17 protein-coding genes are annotated in these 17461 nt (G+C 39.6%); 8 read left to right on the top strand and 9 right to left on the bottom strand.

Features of this window, described 5'->3' with window-relative positions; genetic code table 11:
- Position 1: 1 nt before the first annotated feature.
- Positions 2-1033, bottom strand: coding sequence for an L-threonine 3-dehydrogenase (tdh, locus tag ACWU4D_RS10110; protein WP_456051301.1), 1032 nt, complete (start codon positions 1031-1033; stop codon positions 2-4).
- A 10-nt stretch (positions 1034-1043) separates the two neighbouring features.
- The gene (locus ACWU4D_RS10105) at positions 1044-2237 is read right to left on the bottom strand and encodes a glycine C-acetyltransferase (protein WP_456051300.1); all 1194 of its coding nucleotides are present in this window, start codon (positions 2235-2237) and stop codon (positions 1044-1046) included.
- 155 nt (positions 2238-2392) lie between these two features.
- On the opposite strand from ACWU4D_RS10105, the gene ACWU4D_RS10100 reads away from it, so the two are divergent.
- The 4 genes from ACWU4D_RS10100 (at position 2393) to ACWU4D_RS10085 (ending at position 7182) form a co-directional block, all read left to right on the top strand.
- Positions 2393-3313: a LysR family transcriptional regulator gene (locus tag ACWU4D_RS10100; RefSeq protein WP_456051299.1), complete on the top strand. Its 921-nt coding sequence runs from the start codon at positions 2393-2395 to the stop codon at positions 3311-3313.
- A gap of 221 nt (positions 3314-3534) precedes the next feature.
- Positions 3535-4539: a hypothetical protein gene (locus ACWU4D_RS10095; protein ID WP_456051298.1), complete on the top strand. Its 1005-nt coding sequence runs from the start codon at positions 3535-3537 to the stop codon at positions 4537-4539.
- Complete coding sequence (locus ACWU4D_RS10090; RefSeq protein ID WP_456051297.1) at positions 4539-6128, top strand: methyl-accepting chemotaxis protein; 1590 nt, start codon at positions 4539-4541, stop codon at positions 6126-6128. The genes ACWU4D_RS10095 and ACWU4D_RS10090 overlap by 1 nt, the downstream gene beginning before the upstream one ends.
- 187 nt (positions 6129-6315) lie before the next feature.
- On the top strand, positions 6316-7182 hold the full coding sequence (locus ACWU4D_RS10085; protein ID WP_456051296.1) for a cupin domain-containing protein: 867 nt from the start codon (positions 6316-6318) through the stop codon (positions 7180-7182).
- A gap of 64 nt (positions 7183-7246) precedes the next feature.
- Here ACWU4D_RS10085 and ACWU4D_RS10080 read toward each other — a convergent pair whose 3' ends face one another.
- The 3 genes from ACWU4D_RS10080 to ACWU4D_RS10070 form a co-directional block, all read right to left on the bottom strand.
- Positions 7247-7765 (bottom strand): YkgB family protein, encoded by a 519-nt coding sequence (locus ACWU4D_RS10080; RefSeq protein ID WP_456051295.1) that lies wholly within the window; start codon positions 7763-7765, stop codon positions 7247-7249.
- Positions 7766-7798: 33 nt separating this feature from the next.
- Positions 7799-8062 (bottom strand): glutaredoxin 3, encoded by a 264-nt coding sequence (gene grxC, locus ACWU4D_RS10075; protein WP_456051294.1) that lies wholly within the window; start codon positions 8060-8062, stop codon positions 7799-7801.
- Positions 8063-8566: 504 nt separating this feature from the next.
- Entirely contained in the window at positions 8567-9748 is a 1182-nt protein-coding gene (locus ACWU4D_RS10070) for an MBL fold metallo-hydrolase (RefSeq protein WP_456051293.1), read from the bottom strand.
- A 168-nt stretch (positions 9749-9916) separates the two neighbouring features.
- On the opposite strand from ACWU4D_RS10070, the gene ACWU4D_RS10065 reads away from it, so the two are divergent.
- Complete coding sequence (locus ACWU4D_RS10065; RefSeq protein ID WP_456051292.1) at positions 9917-10897, top strand: IS110 family transposase; 981 nt, start codon at positions 9917-9919, stop codon at positions 10895-10897.
- 471 nt (positions 10898-11368) lie between these two features.
- On the opposite strand, the gene ACWU4D_RS10060 is transcribed toward ACWU4D_RS10065, so the two are convergent.
- Positions 11369-12016, bottom strand: coding sequence for a LysE family translocator (locus ACWU4D_RS10060; RefSeq protein WP_456051291.1), 648 nt, complete (start codon positions 12014-12016; stop codon positions 11369-11371).
- Between the two features lie 822 nt (positions 12017-12838).
- Here ACWU4D_RS10060 and ACWU4D_RS10055 point away from each other — a divergent pair.
- From ACWU4D_RS10055 to ACWU4D_RS10045, 3 genes are read left to right on the top strand one after another with little or no spacing between them, the layout of a single operon-like run.
- Entirely contained in the window at positions 12839-13183 is a 345-nt protein-coding gene (locus tag ACWU4D_RS10055; RefSeq protein ID WP_456051290.1) for an ArsR/SmtB family transcription factor, read from the top strand.
- Positions 13180-13641: an SRPBCC family protein gene (locus tag ACWU4D_RS10050; protein WP_456051289.1), complete on the top strand. Its 462-nt coding sequence runs from the start codon at positions 13180-13182 to the stop codon at positions 13639-13641. The genes ACWU4D_RS10055 and ACWU4D_RS10050 overlap by 4 nt, the downstream gene beginning before the upstream one ends.
- The gene (locus ACWU4D_RS10045) at positions 13638-14054 is read left to right on the top strand and encodes an MAPEG family protein (protein WP_456051288.1); all 417 of its coding nucleotides are present in this window, start codon (positions 13638-13640) and stop codon (positions 14052-14054) included. Before ACWU4D_RS10050 ends, ACWU4D_RS10045 begins: the two co-directional genes overlap by 4 nt.
- Positions 14055-14571: 517 nt before the next feature.
- On the opposite strand, the gene ACWU4D_RS10040 is transcribed toward ACWU4D_RS10045, so the two are convergent.
- The 3 genes from ACWU4D_RS10040 to ACWU4D_RS10030 all read right to left on the bottom strand — a co-directional run bounded on the left by ACWU4D_RS10040 (position 14572) and on the right by ACWU4D_RS10030 (position 17457).
- Positions 14572-14901, bottom strand: a complete 330-nt coding sequence (locus ACWU4D_RS10040) for a hypothetical protein (RefSeq protein WP_456051287.1) — start codon at positions 14899-14901, stop codon at positions 14572-14574.
- A gap of 42 nt (positions 14902-14943) precedes the next feature.
- Positions 14944-15771 (bottom strand): hypothetical protein, encoded by an 828-nt coding sequence (locus ACWU4D_RS10035; RefSeq protein WP_456051286.1) that lies wholly within the window; start codon positions 15769-15771, stop codon positions 14944-14946.
- Positions 15772-16221: 450 nt separating this feature from the next.
- Positions 16222-17457 (bottom strand): amidase family protein, encoded by a 1236-nt coding sequence (locus ACWU4D_RS10030; protein WP_456051285.1) that lies wholly within the window; start codon positions 17455-17457, stop codon positions 16222-16224.
- Positions 17458-17461 lie beyond the last annotated feature (4 nt).

Genomic DNA, 17461 nt, shown 5'->3' with positions numbered 1-17461 from the left:
ATCATTCCCAATCCAATATTACTTTCCCAGACAGCCCACTGCGCATGGTGTCGAAGCCTTGTTGGAAATCATCGACTTTAAAATGGTGCGTAATGATTGGCGTTAGATCTAAGCCAGATTGGATAAGGCTTGCCATCTTGTACCAAGTTTCAAACATCTCACGGCCATAAATACCTTTGATCACCAAGCCTTTAAAGATCACTTGATTCCAATCGATGCCCATATCTGATGGTGGAATTCCCAATAATGCAATACGACCGCCGTGGTTCATCTCTTTTAACATGCTATTGAACGCCATTGGGTTGCCCGACATCTCTAAACCGACATCGAAACCTTCGGTCATCCCCAGGTCGGCCATTACTTGTTCCAACGGTTGCTCAGCCACATTGACAGCTCGAGTCACGCCGACTTTCTCAGCCAACTCCAAACGGTAAGGGTTCACATCGGTGATAACCACATGACGCGCACCCACATGTTTAGCTACCGCTGCAGCCATAATGCCAATTGGACCAGCTCCGGTGATCAACACATCTTCGCCGACCAAATCAAAAGAGAGCGCTGTGTGTACTGCGTTACCAAACGGGTCAAAAATTGAAGCTAAATCATCAGAAATACCATCTGGGATCTTAAACGCATTAAACGCTGGAATCACCAAATACTCAGAAAATGCTCCAGTACGATTGACGCCCACGCCAACGGTATTACGGCACAAATGGGTCCGTCCACCTCGGCAGTTGCGACAATAACCGCAAGTAATATGCCCCTCGCCTGAGACGCGATCGCCTAATTCAAAGCCGCGAACTTCTTGACCCATTCCGACCACTTCGCCAACGTACTCGTGACCCACCACCATTGGCACCGGTATTGTCTGCTGCGACCATGCGTCCCAGTTATAGATATGAATATCGGTACCGCAGATAGCCGTCTTTTTAATCTTAATCAACAGGTCATTGTGGCCGACTTCAGGTTTATCTACCTGTGTTAGCCAAATGCCTTCTTTCGTTTCTAATTTTGCTAAGGCTTTAATTTTCATCGTTTTAACCCTAAATCAAGCCCATCTCTTGCCCGACTTCAATAAAGGCATCAATCGCTTTATCCAACTCGGCCAAGCTATGAGCGGCAGACATTTGAGTACGAATGCGCGCTTTGCCATTCGGAACCACAGGGAAGGAAAATCCGATAACATAAATGCCTTTGGTGAGCGCGCGTTCGGCAAACTCAGCGGCAACTTTGGCATCACCAAGCATGATCGGAATAATGGCGTGATCCGAACCACCTAAGGTAAAACCAGCTTGTTGCATGCGACTGCGGAAATGGCTCGCATTGCGCCAAAGTTGAGCTCGCAGTTCATCGCCTTCTTTAAGTAAATCCAATACCCGAATAGAGGCCGCCACAATCGCAGGAGCAACCGAGTTAGAAAAGAGATACGGGCGCGAACGCTGACGCAGCCAATCGATGACCTCTTTTTTACCCGAAGTATAACCACCCGATGCCCCACCCATCGCTTTACCCAACGTGCCGGTGATTATATCAATTCGGTCAATCACATCATGATATTCATGGGTACCTCTTCCTTCTGCGCCCATAAAACCTACCGCATGAGAATCATCCACCATGACTAACGCCGAGTATTTATCCGCCAGATCGCAAATAGCTGGTAAGTTCGCCACCACACCATCCATCGAGAAAACACCGTCGGTCACGATAAGCTTATGCCTTGCGCCTGCTTTATCCGCATCGATAAGTTGCTGCTCCAACTCAGCCATATCATTATTGGCATAACGGAAGCGCTTGGCTTTACACAGGCGAACACCGTCAATAATCGAGGCATGATTGAGCGCATCAGAGATAATCGCATCTTCTGGGCCTAAAATAGTTTCGAAAAGGCCGGTATTTGCATCGAAGCACGAGGTGTAAAGAATGGTGTCTTCCATCCCGAGAAATTGAGAAAGTTTTGCTTCTAACTCTTTATGCGCATCTTGCGTTCCACAAATAAAGCGCACCGAAGCCATACCAAAACCGTTATCGTCCATACCCTGCTTGGCCGCTTCAATTAGTGCAGGATCATTGGCTAAACCTAAATAGTTATTCGCACAAAAATTAAGTACCTGCTCGCCACTTGAGATTGACACCGATGCTTGCTGCGCCGAGGTAATAACACGTTCAGATTTATACAGGCCATCCGTTTTGGTCTGTTCTATCTGTTGCTTGATCTGTTCGTAAAATGCAGCACTCATAGTCGGGCTCCTTACTCAATGTTTGGAAGAGATTCAAAATCACACAAAGAGTGGATGAATGTTCTCTTTGCCGTGTAAACCTATATTAAAACATCACGATTAATACTATTATCCTGTTACATGGAAAATCATTAGTGAATCGCAGGCACAAATAGATGATTTCAAATAAGCTCATTACTCTGTTGCCCGACCTTGCTGCCTTTATTTTGGTGGTAGAGGAGAAAAGCTTTACCGCCGCGGCCAAGAAGTTAGGCGTTACTCCTTCAGCATTAAGTAAAACCATCAGTCGATTAGAAAAAGCGTTGTCGGTGAAGCTATTTGAGAGAACCACTCGCCGCTTGTTGATCACCGAAGCTGGAAGTCGAATTGCTCAGCAGTGTCGAACCATGGTCAATTCTGCCGAGCAAGCGGTCGAACTGTCTAATGAACAACATGCTCTCGCGGCTGGGCCGATTACAGTATCGGCGCCGGAAGCCTTCCTCAATATCGTACTTCAACCCTTGGTGATTCCGTTTTTAAAGCAGTACCCCGACATCCAACTTAAATTGCGCGCAGTTGATGGCCCTGTTGATATTTTTAGCCACGGTATTGATATCTGCTTTCAACTTACGGATAAACCCAACCCCAATTTAGTCCTGAAAGAGATCGGCGCAACCTCGTTAGTGTTGTGTGCGAGCCCAGAGTATTTAGCGTCAAGAGGCACGCCAAACCACCCTACCGAGTTGTTAGATCATGACTGCCTCTATTTAGCCGAAACCGACAACGATAATATTTGGCATTTTGTTCAAGATGATGAGCAACACTCGGTCGCGGTCACCGGGCGTTATGCGGTGAACGAAGCGCAAATGCGTTTAAATGGGGTTATCGATGGTCTAGGGATCGGTATCTTTCATGATTTTGTGGTTCGTCGCGCCATAGAAAAAGGCGAAGTTGTTGAGGTGCTGAGCGACTGGGAGATAAAAGGCAATTACCACGGCACCATCGCCCTGCAATACGCACAAACCAAGTATATGCCCGCTCGGTTTCGGGTGTTTATTGACTACATGATGGAGCAAGTTCCCACGACTCTAATATAAGCATAATGAACGACGAATATACTGCGCTCTACTTAACGTGGGGCATTCCGTCACCTACTTCTCACGGCCAACCATACCCCACCAAAAAGTCGTCATTTGTCATTTTATATGAGTAAAGCTGTGGTAATTGGACTAGAACAAATTCACTGTCTACACTGAAATGTATCAATCCTGGGAATGTTAATCATTCACACCAAAAATATATTAGTCGTGAGAATATAGTGAAGAAAATTATGCAAATATGTATTAATAGGTTAAGTTTTTTTCTGTTTATAACATGCACTCTACTTAGCGGAACCTCTTATGCAGAAAAGAAATACACTCCAAGCGATGTTTATGCCAATATTGATTATGCGTCTCGGTTATTAGTAAAGGTATTAGAAGAGAAAAACATTACTGATATTGCTTTACCTAAATCTCATGAAACAGCCGTTAAACCCATGCATGTTTATGAGCTTAATGTGGCAACTATTGCAGAGATATATCAGTATACGTTGGAAAACAAGCTCACCCCCCCACCGTTGACCTTTTCGTCTCCTATTAACTATTCACCTACCGATGTTTATTATCTAACACAGATAGTCACCGATGCCATAGAGCGAATCTATGAAAACAATGTTGGTGTTAATGTATACGATGTGGAACGTTTTTCTAACAAAAGTCCAAAGGATGTATACGATAAATTATTCAAACTTTATGCTAAGGTGCTGCGCTTACGAGGCTATGACAAAGTTAGCCCCAATCAAGTTTATGCGCAAACCTATCGTGCTAAGACCGATCTAAAATCTATTATTTCAACACTCTCCAATCGCTTAGATGACTTAAATTTTGACCAAAAAAGACTATTGGTTACAGCAGCCTATGGCATGCATCCTGATGGCTCTAAGATGGAGGCTTACGAGAAAGATAAAACGCCAAAAGATGTCGTCATATCTGCACTATCCGTTAGAAAAAAAATCAATCAGCTCAAAGAAATCTACAAGATGGAAACCTTAGCCATACCACAGGAAAACTCTTTTTCAAAGGTGACTCCATCAGATGCTTTTTTACAAACTCAGTACATCATTGCCGAAATTAATTTATTAAAAAAACCATTAAACATAAGTCATTCAACAGATATCGCAATTGAAGTTAAAAATAAAAAACCTTCTGATGTCTATCAAGAAATGAAGCATATCAACTATTTATTAGACAGATTGATAGATCAAAAAGGAGCTTCTTTATAATGCTAACGTCTTTAAAACAAAAAATATTTTTACTCAATACAAGCTTTATCGTAATTGTAATTATTGGGAGTATTTTTCTTGGCTATCAAATAAATAAAACGCAGCAAGGTTCTAGCGAGCAAGACACCAGTATCGATCAACTATCAACTCTGAGCGAGTTAGATAGTCAGTTTTCAAAGCTAAGAGAAAAGAGCTTATTGTTTGCCATGCTATTTAGGGATGACGCTAAAGAAGCCGTAGAAAAACACTATAAAAATACCATGTCTATTATTGGTGGAAGCGGATCTTCGGAATTAGAAAAGCTGGCTAAGCCTATTGATGAGTATAATAATATACTTCATAAAATGGCGGTTTCTTTCATTAACGATGATAAAGTCAATGGAAGCTTATTACTAAGCGATGCTTATAAGATATCAGACGATATAGAGAGAACCATTACAACCAAGATGCAAAATCTGGAAGAGCATATTCGCCAGTTATCTGCTGAGAATCGCGCAAAGCAAGCCGCAACAAGCAGCACAATTAAAATATCTATCTTACTGCAAATCGCATTAGTCATTATATTAGGTACTGGCTTTACATTTTTATTATCTAAAATCATCGTAACACCTCTTAATAGTTTAAGAAAAACCATTAATACCATTCAAGAAAACGGTGACCTTACATTAAGAGCAGATATAAATTCAAAAGACGAAATTGGACAATTAAGCCAATCTTTCAACATCATGATTGACAACTTGAACTCTATTGTCAGCAATGTTCGTACACAATCTGAAGAGGTATCTATATCGGCAAGCGAGTTGTCTGGCATAACAAAAACCACAGCAACAGGTACTCACAAACAACTAGAAGAAACACAACATCTAGCAAACACCATTGAGCAGCTATCGATTGCCATCGAAGAAATTGTCAATAACGCAACTGAGACCTCTAAATCTGCCGAAGAAACAAATGCTACCGCTTTATCCGGACATTCTATTGTTGGTAATACCGTTGACGAGATTAATCAGCTTACTATCGATATGGAACAGGCTTCGGTCGTTATCGAAAAGGTAAAAGCGGATAGTGAGAATATTGGTACGGTGCTTGATGTAATTAAAACCATTGCAGAACAAACGAATTTATTGGCACTAAATGCAGCAATTGAGGCCGCGCGTGCAGGTGAACAAGGCCGAGGGTTTGCGGTTGTTGCCGATGAAGTAAGAACACTGGCACAGCGAACGCAAAAATCGACCATAGAAATAGAAAACCTTGTCGCCACATTGCAAACTGGTGCGCAAAATGCGGTGACGGTTATGAACACGAGCCAAGACAAAGTCAATACAACGGCATCACAAGCTCAGCAAGCAGGTAAAGCGCTCGATAATATTAAGAATGAAATTCAAGCGATCTTAACAATGAATACCGATATTGCATCGGAAGCGCGGCAACAAATAGAAGCCACAAACAATGTACGAGACAACATTAATACAATAACCGAAATATCTCAGCAAGCCGCGAATGCTACTGACCAAACATCAACCGCGAGCGCTCAATTGGATAATCTCGGTAATCAGCTAAAAAGTAGCATTAGTCAATTTAAAGTATAAAATGCTTCTTAGTGAAGACTGCGGCCATCGCTTATGGAGCACCAGTCACTGTTAATTTATGGCGAACCCTAAATTTATCGCGGTTAACTAAAATTGGCCGCGGTTTTAGGGTTTGCTCGATACAACCCTTCAGACGATACCAAGCGTAATCCCCACTTCTTGACAAGTTAAATACAAAGGCGTTCATTTGGAAATTTTAAGCGACATACTAAAATCGTTACGTGTAAGTGGCAGTGTCTACTTTTGTAGTCACGTTGAACCCCCATGGGTTAAAGAATATTTCAACAAAACCACCGCTGGGTTTCATTTAATTAGACGTGGAGCATGTTGGGTAAAAATAGGCGATCAAATCGAGCAGTTGTTTACAGGTGATTTGATCTTTTTAGGGCCAGGCATTGACCATATTCTTACTAGTGAGCCACCTGAAGGGCAAATGCCTATTAGTGGAGACTCTACTTTGCTGTTATGCGGATACTGTTCCTTTGAAAATGATGCATTGTCCCCGTTAAATAACATTTTTGAACAGGTCACAATCGTACGTGAGGATGAACTTAATAAACACGCTTGGTTAAAGAGCACGTTTGATCAACTCAGTTCAGAATATATGGCGCAAAATCCTGGTAATGAAATTATTGTTAACAAACTGACCGAAGTGGTGTTAGTTGAATTAATACGAATAAACTTTGGTCGCCAAGAGCAGCATTCCTTTGTTCATGCTTTACGTGATAAACGTATTAAAAAAGCATTACAGTTTATTCATGAATCGCCTGCCGAACCATGGACCATCGAAAATTTAGCATCTAATGTCGGGATGTCTAGAGCAGCATTTTCCAAAAAATTCACCTTATTAGTTGGAAATACGGTATTCACGTATTTATCGAACTTGCGGATTCAAAAAGCGAAGGAAATGATCGAAACCACAACGTTACTTATTGATGACATAGCACTTCATGTGGGCTACGAATCCGAACGAGCTTTTACAAAAACCTTTAACAAATATGTGGGTATGACACCAAAGCAATTTCGTAAAATGAAAAAGAACGAGCTGCCGTAACTAAATCAGTCGCATAATGAATTCATCGAGTAAAAAGGGGCTAAATATATATAGCCCCGATTTGTTATTTTTTCGCATTAAGCGCCTTGCCAAGTAAAACGACTGATGCCGCTAATAAGACTAAGTCTTTCACTAAAAACTGTCCTGGTACGACGTTAAGCGCTGGAAATCCACCTAATGACGCTTCCCATACAGGAGCCGTTAATAATAAGCTTGAAGTCACTGCGAAAGTAGCAATAGCCCCCAAGCTACCAACAATACCGACAATTCGGTTAACTGGTGTAAGTAAAATAGCAATGGCTGTTGCTATTTCTGTAGCGCCGATAAAGTTTGAAGCACCTTGGACTGTAAATACACTATAGAGCCAAGAAGTCAGTGGGCTTGATGCGACAAGACCTTGAATGGCACCAGCTTCATAAGCGGTAAATTTCATGCCACCAATCCAAACTAAAATTAGTGCAATGGATAAACGTAGCGCTGTATCACCAACAGCTGTAACATTTTGAGCAAGTTCTGAGGCATTAATTGCAGATTCTTGGTTAGCATTGTTTTTTGTATTTTGAGCTATATTAATCGTTGTCATGACCGTATCCTTATTCAAGTATTTTGTAATTTTTTAACTGGTTTTCTGAGTTAATAAATGTGTTAGTGCCCCACTACGTAGCGCTTGATGAAAGTCATCACAACCACCAATATGTTCGTCATTAATAAATATTTGCGGTACAGTTCTTCGCTTGCTACGTGCCTGCATTTCACGAGTTAATTTATCGCTCCCGGTAATTTCATATTCTTTGAAAGATAAACCTAAGCTTTTAAGTGTCGCTTTTGCTTGTTTGCAATATGGGCAATAGCCTTTGCTGTATACTTCAATTTTAATCATAAGATCATCTCCATTTTATTTGATTGATGCTTTATCTATATTTCGCTTCGATGGAGCCATTATGACGGCTATTGAAAATGCAACAACGTGCGAAAGTATTCAATTAATACATCAATCGTCTTTTTTATGGAGTTTATAAGGTCAGTTTCTTTTGGAAGGTGGGTAAATTATTAGTGCGCAGGTAGCTGGTAAATGAATGTTCAATAGAGATGACTTAAACGCACTAAGCAGCGGTCATGAGACGCTCAAGCAGAGAATATGACTCGACTACGACCTGCATGGTGTGTGCTGATGTAGGAATTCACTGAATTGCTGAAGTGTCAGTTACTTATTGGATTGCACCTTTTTATTGGTGTAAATACACAGTTAAATAGCCTTAGTGCCTAAATCAACGTCGATAATTGTCGTATTCATCGTCTTCTCCCAAACTCATTTGCTCACCTTTAAGGTTAGCTTTGTATTCGAGCGGGAGTCCGATTATCTTGTTAGACGCCTTGAATGCTATTACCAATGATAAAAATTAATTTCAAAAAAATTGTATTCATCGACTTGTACAGGGTGATATGGTAAAAAATCTTTAACTACTTCCGCATGAGGATGTTGAAAAGACTGATGCTCTGGATTTGACGAAAAAACACTAATGCTAGGTGAAAAGGTTCTCGCAACTCCTTGACGCCAATTTGCACTAGCACCATGGTGCATAACTTGGAATACTCCAAGATCATTAATTCTTCTTTTTCCTAAAAATTGAAGTAGATTTTTTAATCTATTGTCTGTATTTAAATACCCATCACCTGTAAAAAGTATGCCGTTTTTTCTACCATGTATAGTATGACTGTAGTAACTATTTTGATTACTCTTAATTACCTGATTACCATACTTAGTTTTCAGACAAGAACCAGCAAATAAAAAAAGAGATATAATATTTCTATTAAATGCAGAATTCCCAAATAGTTTATCGTAGCTAGCTTTGATTCTTCCTAATGAATCTTGAGTCTTTTTTATATCAGAAGAGCTTAAAAGAATTTTACGCTCATCTATTACTTCCTTAATAAATTCTTTTGTTAGTTTAGGTACGCCTGACGAATCATTGTATGGAATGAATTCAAATATTTTATTGTAAACCAATCGACCACCTGCTTTTAAATGTTTGGCATTAGGAATATCTAGCTCGCTACCAACTGCATTAAAATCAATAACAAACTCATCAATATCTTCTTGTTCAACTTCCTCAAAAATTTCTTGTTTCACTTCATCACTCTCAACTTGACTCGGTGAAACTAAAACTATCTGTGTTATTTTTTCATTGTATTCTGACATTAGAAACTTAACTGGGTCTAAATAGAAATTCATAAATGAATCATTGATATCAAGGTTATTTGCTAATGCAACAAATAATCTTTCTGGAAGAGGAATGTACGGCATTAATAATGTTTTAACATGACACTTTTTTAATAACCTTCCCAAACCGCTAATATGATCATGGTCAAAATGAGAAATCACTAGCAAATCTATAGAGTTTATACCTGACAATGAAGATATTGCATCATCTAATAGTGACTGCTTACTTGAGGTGCCACAATCATACATAAAGTTAAATTCACTTCCATTTTGATCATGTACTTTACCCGACGAAAAAAGCCCTTGTCCTACTGGGTGGAATTTAACTATATATTCTAATTTCAAAATATCTCTCTATATTATGATTGGAGTCTAACGCCATGCTCACCAGTAAATTAGGAGCAAAGCGAGTAATTTATCCGAGTGCAGCAACTTGATACTCATTGAGCCTTCTCCCTCACATTCTGCATTAGCGGTATGCTTAAGGCGACCAAACCAACAGGAGAAAACTCATTGAGATTTTATAATAACTCACATCCGTACTACTGTGATATCGATCTCCATGCTCGTGTGCTCTATGTCTATATTATTGACGCGCAAGCCAATGTTATCGTTCATAAAAAGATTGCCACTAATAAAGACGGCTTATTACTCATCCTTGAGCCCTATATCGGTAATGTCATTGTCGGTGTTGAATGCATGTATTGTTGGTACTGGGTGTCCGATTGGTGTCGAGAGCTTAATATCGACTTTATTCTTGGCCATGCTCTGTATATGAAAGCAATCCATGGTGGCAAAACCAAGAATGACAAAATCGATTCATTTAAAATAGCTGCGCTGCTCCGTGGTGGTAATTTCCCCATTGCTTATGATTACCCAAGAGAAATGAGAGCAACTCGCGATTTGCCCGCTACCGAACTTAATTTAAAAAATATCTCAGCCAGACACAAGCTCCGAGAGCAATATCAGGACCCAATTGTTCAGCGCAATATTGATATGGATATGCCCACCCTCGATTTTTATGCAAAAGAGCTGGCCCAAGTTGAATGGTTTATCGAAAAACAAGCCAAGACACATAACCCTGTTTATCTTGAACTCCTTAAAACCGTTCCTTGTATTGGAAAGATACTATCGCTTACTATTTTATATGAAACCGGGGATACCTCCCGATTTGAAACGGTGCAAAATTTTGCTTCGTATTCTCGTCTTGTAAAATACAAAGCTGAATCAGCAGGCAAAACTTACAGAACACAAGGTAACAAAATAGGTAATGCACACCTAAAATGGGCATTCTCTGAAACGGCAGTGCTCTACTTGCGTGGTAATGAAAAAGCTCGAAGATATTTGAACCAATTACAGAAGCGCATGAACAAAGCCAAAGCACTTTCGGCCTTGGCTCATAAGCTAGGTCGGTGTGTCTACTTCATGCTTAAGAACATTAAGAACATTAAGAACAAAACGGTGTTTGATGAGCAACGGCTCTTAAAAGGTTAAGTCGCGCAATAAGGTGAGCTGTTCGTCTAACTAGATAAAAGCGAGTACTACCGTCGATGATGTCGCCAATGAAGCATGACTTCATTTTCCATCATCACTGTGCCATTAGCGTAAGCTACTTCGCCTTGATTAGACACCTTATTGTCGCGCACTCAATGCAATCAACAAAATCGTTTACACCTTAAATGAGCCTGAAACTAACTGTGCATACAGCATCTGAGCTTGAATAGTGCCATCTTAGGGTTAACCGATAAATGTCTAGTGCCCCTGTTTTTTCAATGAAATGAAAACCGCAGGCAGCGGTAAGGCCGCAATAAGAGAGCCTATATATGTGTTTGCTGTAAACGATGATTAACAGCCATATGACAGACGAAGTAAATGCATTTGTTGATTGATTTGAATCTGACTAAAAAACAGCCAGATCCGTTAAATTCGTTTATTGACAGGCGGAAGGCTCATATGTGTTAGTTTTTAATACGACACTGAACTACGATTAAAGGCTGAACGAAGCAATCCAATGCCAGCAATAGAAAATAAAAATGAAGTAACACCATTTATCCATCGACTTGCACGTTGATACCAGTTCATAACCCCACGATATGAGAAGCAAATTGAATACATAGCATTTGTAGCAAATCCGACAATCATGCAAACTACCACACCTGAAGCAAGAGAAAGGATCCCGTCACTTGAACCCAAACCTACAGAAAGTGCAGCCATCCAAGCGATTACTGTTTTTGGATTAGAAATATTCAGAATAACACCACGAAAAAACCAGTTTTTACCAGAAACATTCTCATCAATCATTTCAATGTTAGATGAATTAGGTTTCATAGTGTCTTTAGCAGAAAAGTAAGCAAGTCTTAATAGATATAGACCACCGAAAATTTTCAATGCCATTAATAAATAAATAGAACTTTGAAGAATAGCACCCATACCACTTGCGGCGATAATTCCCCAAAAGACTAAGCCAGTAGACAGCCCTGCACCATAAATTAAACTAGTTCTTCTACCTTTACTCATTGCTATGGTTGCATTAGAAATAGTTGCGGGTCCCGGTGAAACAGCTATGACAAAAAATGCGATACCAATACTTAATAATGAAAATAGATCTATCACTTATATTTCCTCTTTAGTAGATGCCAAACTTTACTCAAAAACGCCCCACTTAGAAGCTAAAAATTGATGGCTAAAATAGCGAGGCACAAGCAATAGCCAGCTGTTTTTTAGTCCTTTGCAGTGACTTGTTATGAGTAACTTACCTTAACTCAAAACACCACACTAATAGTAAACACCCCATTTGTAAATGAACTCTAACTTGAGCTACTAAATACACCTTTACGAACTCATGAATTTGCCTACAAGGTTTTTAAATAGGCAAATTCCATTAGTGACCTTTGATAAACTCTACCTAGCTCAATCCGTATGAAGCGTTCACAAAATTAACTTGTTACCACAACACTGTTTAAAAAATAATTACTGACAAAATTAATGTCAGGTAGCAGACTGGCCTGAACTATTGCTAATGCATCATTTTTGTCTGTTTTTTGATTCTGACGTACCGCCATAACCAAAGATGTCGATATTAATTTAGCCTCGTGACCGACTGAACGACAATACTACACCCAATAATTTGAGCCGCTACATGACTCGAATACGACCTTACATGATGTGTGTTGATATAGGAATTCACTGAATTACTTAGGTGTCAGTTACTTATTGGATTGCACCTTTTTATTGGTGTAAATACACACTTGAATAGCTTTGGTGCCGAAATCAACGCCGATAATTGTCGTATTCATCGTCTTCTCCCAGATTCATTTGCCACCTTTAAGGTTAGCTCCGTATTAGAGCGGGAGTCCAATTATCTTGTTATGTTTGTTATTGGAAATGTCAATTATATATATTGACTTTAGTAACCACAATAAATAATATAGCCAAATGGCTATACAATATAATATTCAATTAAATTATGCCTTCCATGCTCTCGGGGATGAATCTCGGAGAAAAGTACTGGAAGTAATAAACGATAAACAGCAATGCACGGCAGGTGAACTAGTTAATCTCTTTACCTTTTCTCAGCCAACCATTTCAAAGCACCTAAAAGTTTTAGAGAAAGCTAATTTAGTTAGTAGATCAATAGAAGGACGTCATCACGTTTTTTCTATCAACCCTGACGGACTAAAAAATGTAACTTCTTGGTTAGAGCGTCACCAGAATTTATGGAATAGCAGCCTAGATAAATTGGATTTACTACTTAATGAACAGCAGAGTATTAAAAAATGATTGCGGCAAATGATGACAAACCAATAATACTAAAGAAAATATTTAACCATGGGATTGAAGATGTCTTTAATGCTTTCGCTACAGGAGAATCTTTAGAGCAGTGGTTATCACCTGCTAATAATATAAAAGCGAAGACTCTTTTCCACCAATTTAAAGTTGGCAGAGGATATAAAATTTCTTTCACATTACCAGATGAACAAGAACTTATCCTTTCAGGTGAATTCCTTGAAATTAAAAAGCCGACCAAAATTATTTTTACATGGTTGTGGGAAAAACCTGATATTCATGCAGGCATTAATTCCTTAGTAACCGTCGAACTAAAAAAACAAAAAAAAGAAACAGAACTAACTATTACACATCAAAAACTCTTAACTACTGAAGCAATAACTAGGCATTCTCAAGGTTGGGAAGGCACTATTGAACGTTTGCAAAACTGGCTAAATAGGATTAGATCATGACTATATTACTACCAATAACATCAATAGTAGCTGCAATTCTAGCGATATTACTGTTTGTTCTAACACTACTAGTTTCATTACGCCGCGCCACTTTAGGTAAAGCTGCCGGAGATATCGCTAAATATGTTTTTGGCGATGGGGGTGATGAAATACTTAGAAGAAGAGGAAGAGCCTTCGGAAATTTAATTGAATACGCACCAATCTGCGTGATTATGATTGCATTGTTAGAAGGGCAAGGCGCTTCTGCTACTTTACTTTGGTGGCTCGGTGGAGCCTTCATTATTGGAAGAATTGTTCATGCAATTAGTATGCTATTTATACCCCGCAACCCTCTACCTAGGGGGCTAGCAATGATGACAACATATCTTGTGCTGTTAATTTCAGCCGGAAAAATTCTATTTAGTATGATTTAAAACATAACAGACATAATGACTCCCCACTCAGACTGCTGTTCTCCAATCAATCGTGGATGAGCTGAACACTAGAACCATAATAATTTTTATTAACGAAACATAAATTTGGTGATCAGCATGTCAAAACATAACATACTTTTCATCACGGTTTTGAGCTAATGCAGTGGTTCAAGTATCGAACGTGGCACAACCACCGACGGCATTAGGATGGTGATCACGTTTACGGTATTGAACCACGTACATAGACTGAAGACAGGTGCCACGACGGATTATGTAAGGTAGGCGCTACTTATTGAAAGATAAGTAATCCGCGGATATCAGCATGACAACCGACGAATTTACTTGCTTCATCTACTGCGTTTACTCAATTTGTTTGGGGAACAGTACAAAAATAGGCTCAAAGAATTAGGCCGAAACTTTTGCGTTCTACTTGACGTGGGGAGTTATTCCAACGCAGCGAAGCGCGCTTTAGGCAGTCCAGCCACAAAGTGGCGGTGGTTGATGGCTTTGTTATGCATTATTTGAACTTACCTTTAAGTTCTTGAAATAGATTTACTGGCTTATTTTGACTTGATAGCCGTGATAATGCGTCATTTGAAATCTTTATGGCTTCCTTTGTTGGAAGCATTAACACAGAGTAAATAGAGAACAGAAGAGTAGCCACTACGCCTGTATAAAATAACCATTCAATTGTGGATAAGCCTGCGCCCATAGTTATAAGTCCCCAATTGAGAACGACAAAGGGATGAGCCAATGGAAGTTTAGCAACGACTCTCATCAAAATTATTACCACTAAAGGATAGGCAATAAATGCTAATCCTAAGTTTTGCTGGAATTCTTCAGTCATATAATTCTACGTCTCCTTTCTAGTGAGTTGCATAACGCTTGGTTAATTGACAGATTGCTGTGGAGGTGTTTTTTCAACCGTAACAGCAGGCTGTCCTAATGAACCACTTCTTATATCTCGTGGCTCACTCTCTGTACTCTTAAGATGCTCAAATATATAAGATCCTGTGATTGAACCAGCAACCCCTAACGAAAAGGCAAACAGGCTTGAAAGAGTTAAAGCCCAAATTGGGTGGTGCTTAACCTTTTCGAGAATACAAAAGTAAAGATCTTTACGAATCTTTTTAATTTCCTTTTCAGCTGACTCTATATCGTCATTTGAAACTCGATCTCGTCTAAGTTTTTCTTTGCACTCACTACAAATGATTGGATTGTGACATGAAGCAACTAAATCTGATTTAATCCCATTCATATCGAAAATACACCCACGTGTTTCATCATGGGTAAAGTCTGTCATTTCATGAAATTCTGGGATCTTATTCTTGTTTCTTTTATATGCAAAGGTGTAGGCATTGAGGAGGCGATAAATGACATTTTCCAAAGGGACGTTAGCAGTCTGTAATATTTCATTTATTTCGTAAAATGTGAAAACTACTTGATTGTTGCCTAATCTACGGGAGTACCAATTTTCTTCTAGTGGAACATTAACAATTGCAATCATAAAGTCTGCGCCATTTAGGTCGGGCATTTGTTCTCTAACTAGATCATCAGAGAACTCCCAGCCAAAACCATCTGAATTACATCGCAATTCATGATTATCAATTTTTCCAATCACTTCAAATAATGAAGAAGAAAAGTTTTTGATTTTCTTCGATTCAAATTCCAACGGCAAATGACCTATAGATACTAACTTAATCTTAACTTTGCTCACGAACTCTCCTTAAAATATAACGGTTGTTATATGGATATTGTCGCCTAGACAGTGTCCATGTAAGTGATAATATTATTAGTTAATAAACTCTTAACTGATTGATAATAGTAGTAGAAATGAATTAATTCCACATTACCACATAAAAAATAAGGACAATATCGTTATAATAAATTCGAACCATGCTTTGATTGAATTATGTATGTTTACACAGTATAGGTTCTATTATGAAATCACTGTTTTTAACTAGCTTACAAGAACTCATGCTTACACGTCATTATGGGCGCACAACTATCAAGGCCTATCTTTATTGGACAGTTCAATACATCTAGGTAAATTAGGTAAAAGAGGAGCTGAGAGATTGGGAGATAAAAGGCAATTTTCTCGTCATCACCACTTAAATCACAAACAAGCGGCACGACGTGACTAAAATGGCGACTCGCGTCGCCATTGTTATAGCTGTTGTTCTATATGTTTCGCTAATGACAATAACGGAATATCACAACCGTTCGGCATCGTGAGTAAAATGCCTCCAATGGTATCGTTAAGTTTATGCGGTAAACTTATGCTGCAGGCATCAAATACATTCGCCACACTCGTATTACGTAAGCACAGTAAATTTATTCGGTCATAATCTGCATCTTGCTCAAGTTCTGTAAACGTCGGTGCCTGTATTGCGACAGTGGGCATCAATAGAACCGCGTTATTAAATTCGTCATTAAACTTAGCCACCAATCGCTCTCTTTCGGCAATGGTGTTGCTAAATTCTTCAATACTGACGTTCTCTCCTTTCTTAATTCGCGAGCGTACTCTTGGATCAAGCTTGTCACTGTCGAGAGCGAATTTCGATTGGTAGTAATCACGACTTTCAACCGCTGAAAAATGCCAAACAGGGACATTTTTGTAGTGTTCGAGCAGTTCAACCTCTTCTACAATGACCTCATACCCTGCCTGCTTAATCTTAGCCACCGCATTATCGAATAACGCCAAAATCTCTGCATCAATGTCGTCAAAACCAAAATTGGTCGGAACAACAAATCGAATATCATCGACCTTTGCATCACTTAGCTGATTTCCCGACAACACTTCCCACGCCAAGCAACATTCGTTAACCGTTGATGCTATTGTTCCGACGCAGTCCAAATAATCGGATAAAGGTAAGCAACCTTGTCTTGAAACGCTGCTTTGCGAAGGTTTGAAACCGGCTAAACCACAAAATGCAGCTGGAATACGAAGAGAACCTCCGGTATCCGTACCTAACGCGATATCGGCAAACCCTTTTGCGACTGAGACCGCCCCTCCACTGGTCGATCCGCCCGGTATTGTATTTGTGTCTAGTGGATTCGTAGGCGTACCGAAATGTGGGTTTAACCCTAGTCCTGAATAAGCAAGTTCCGTCATGTTAGTGTGCCCAACAAGTGTCGCCCCTGCGGCTCTTAACCGAGCAACCGCTTCAGCATCACTACTGGATGGTTCAAGGCCTAACAACTTTGAACCACCACTGGTGTGATATCCTTTCACATCGAACGTCGCTTTAATGGATACAATCGATCCAGAAAGCGATCCCTTCACTAAAGGTTTTTCCACATCAAACAATTCAGTAAATATTGCTGGGTCGTCACCTTTAATCTGCTCAATAAGTCCACAAAAATCAGTGTTGCGCTGTTGCCATTTCGATTGCACCATCATCTTA

The organism is Vibrio phycocola, from assembly GCF_053850235.1.
This window is presented reverse-complemented; position numbering and strand designations above follow the sequence as displayed.

Bases quoted from the DNA above. Each gene is read 5' to 3' on its own strand.
- ACWU4D_RS10080 (WP_456051295.1), bottom strand. From the start codon at position 7,765: ATGACAACGATTAATATAGCTCAAAATACAAAAAACAATGCTAACCAA.
- ACWU4D_RS10105 (WP_456051300.1), bottom strand. From the start codon at position 2,237: ATGAGTGCTGCATTTTACGAACAGATCAAGCAACAGATAGAACAGACC.
- ACWU4D_RS10040 (WP_456051287.1), bottom strand. From the start codon at position 14,901: ATGACTGAAGAATTCCAGCAAAACTTAGGATTAGCATTTATTGCCTAT.
- ACWU4D_RS10030 (WP_456051285.1), bottom strand. From the start codon at position 17,457: ATGATGGTGCAATCGAAATGGCAACAGCGCAACACTGATTTTTGTGGA.
- ACWU4D_RS10055 (WP_456051290.1), top strand. From the start codon at position 12,839: ATGGCTATACAATATAATATTCAATTAAATTATGCCTTCCATGCTCTC.
- ACWU4D_RS10100 (WP_456051299.1), top strand. From the start codon at position 2,393: ATGATTTCAAATAAGCTCATTACTCTGTTGCCCGACCTTGCTGCCTTT.
- ACWU4D_RS10045 (WP_456051288.1), top strand. From the start codon at position 13,638: ATGACTATATTACTACCAATAACATCAATAGTAGCTGCAATTCTAGCG.
- ACWU4D_RS10090 (WP_456051297.1), top strand. From the start codon at position 4,539: ATGCTAACGTCTTTAAAACAAAAAATATTTTTACTCAATACAAGCTTT.
- ACWU4D_RS10050 (WP_456051289.1), top strand. From the start codon at position 13,180: ATGATTGCGGCAAATGATGACAAACCAATAATACTAAAGAAAATATTT.
- grxC (WP_456051294.1), bottom strand. From the start codon at position 8,062: ATGATTAAAATTGAAGTATACAGCAAAGGCTATTGCCCATATTGCAAA.
- tdh (WP_456051301.1), bottom strand. From the start codon at position 1,033: ATGAAAATTAAAGCCTTAGCAAAATTAGAAACGAAAGAAGGCATTTGG.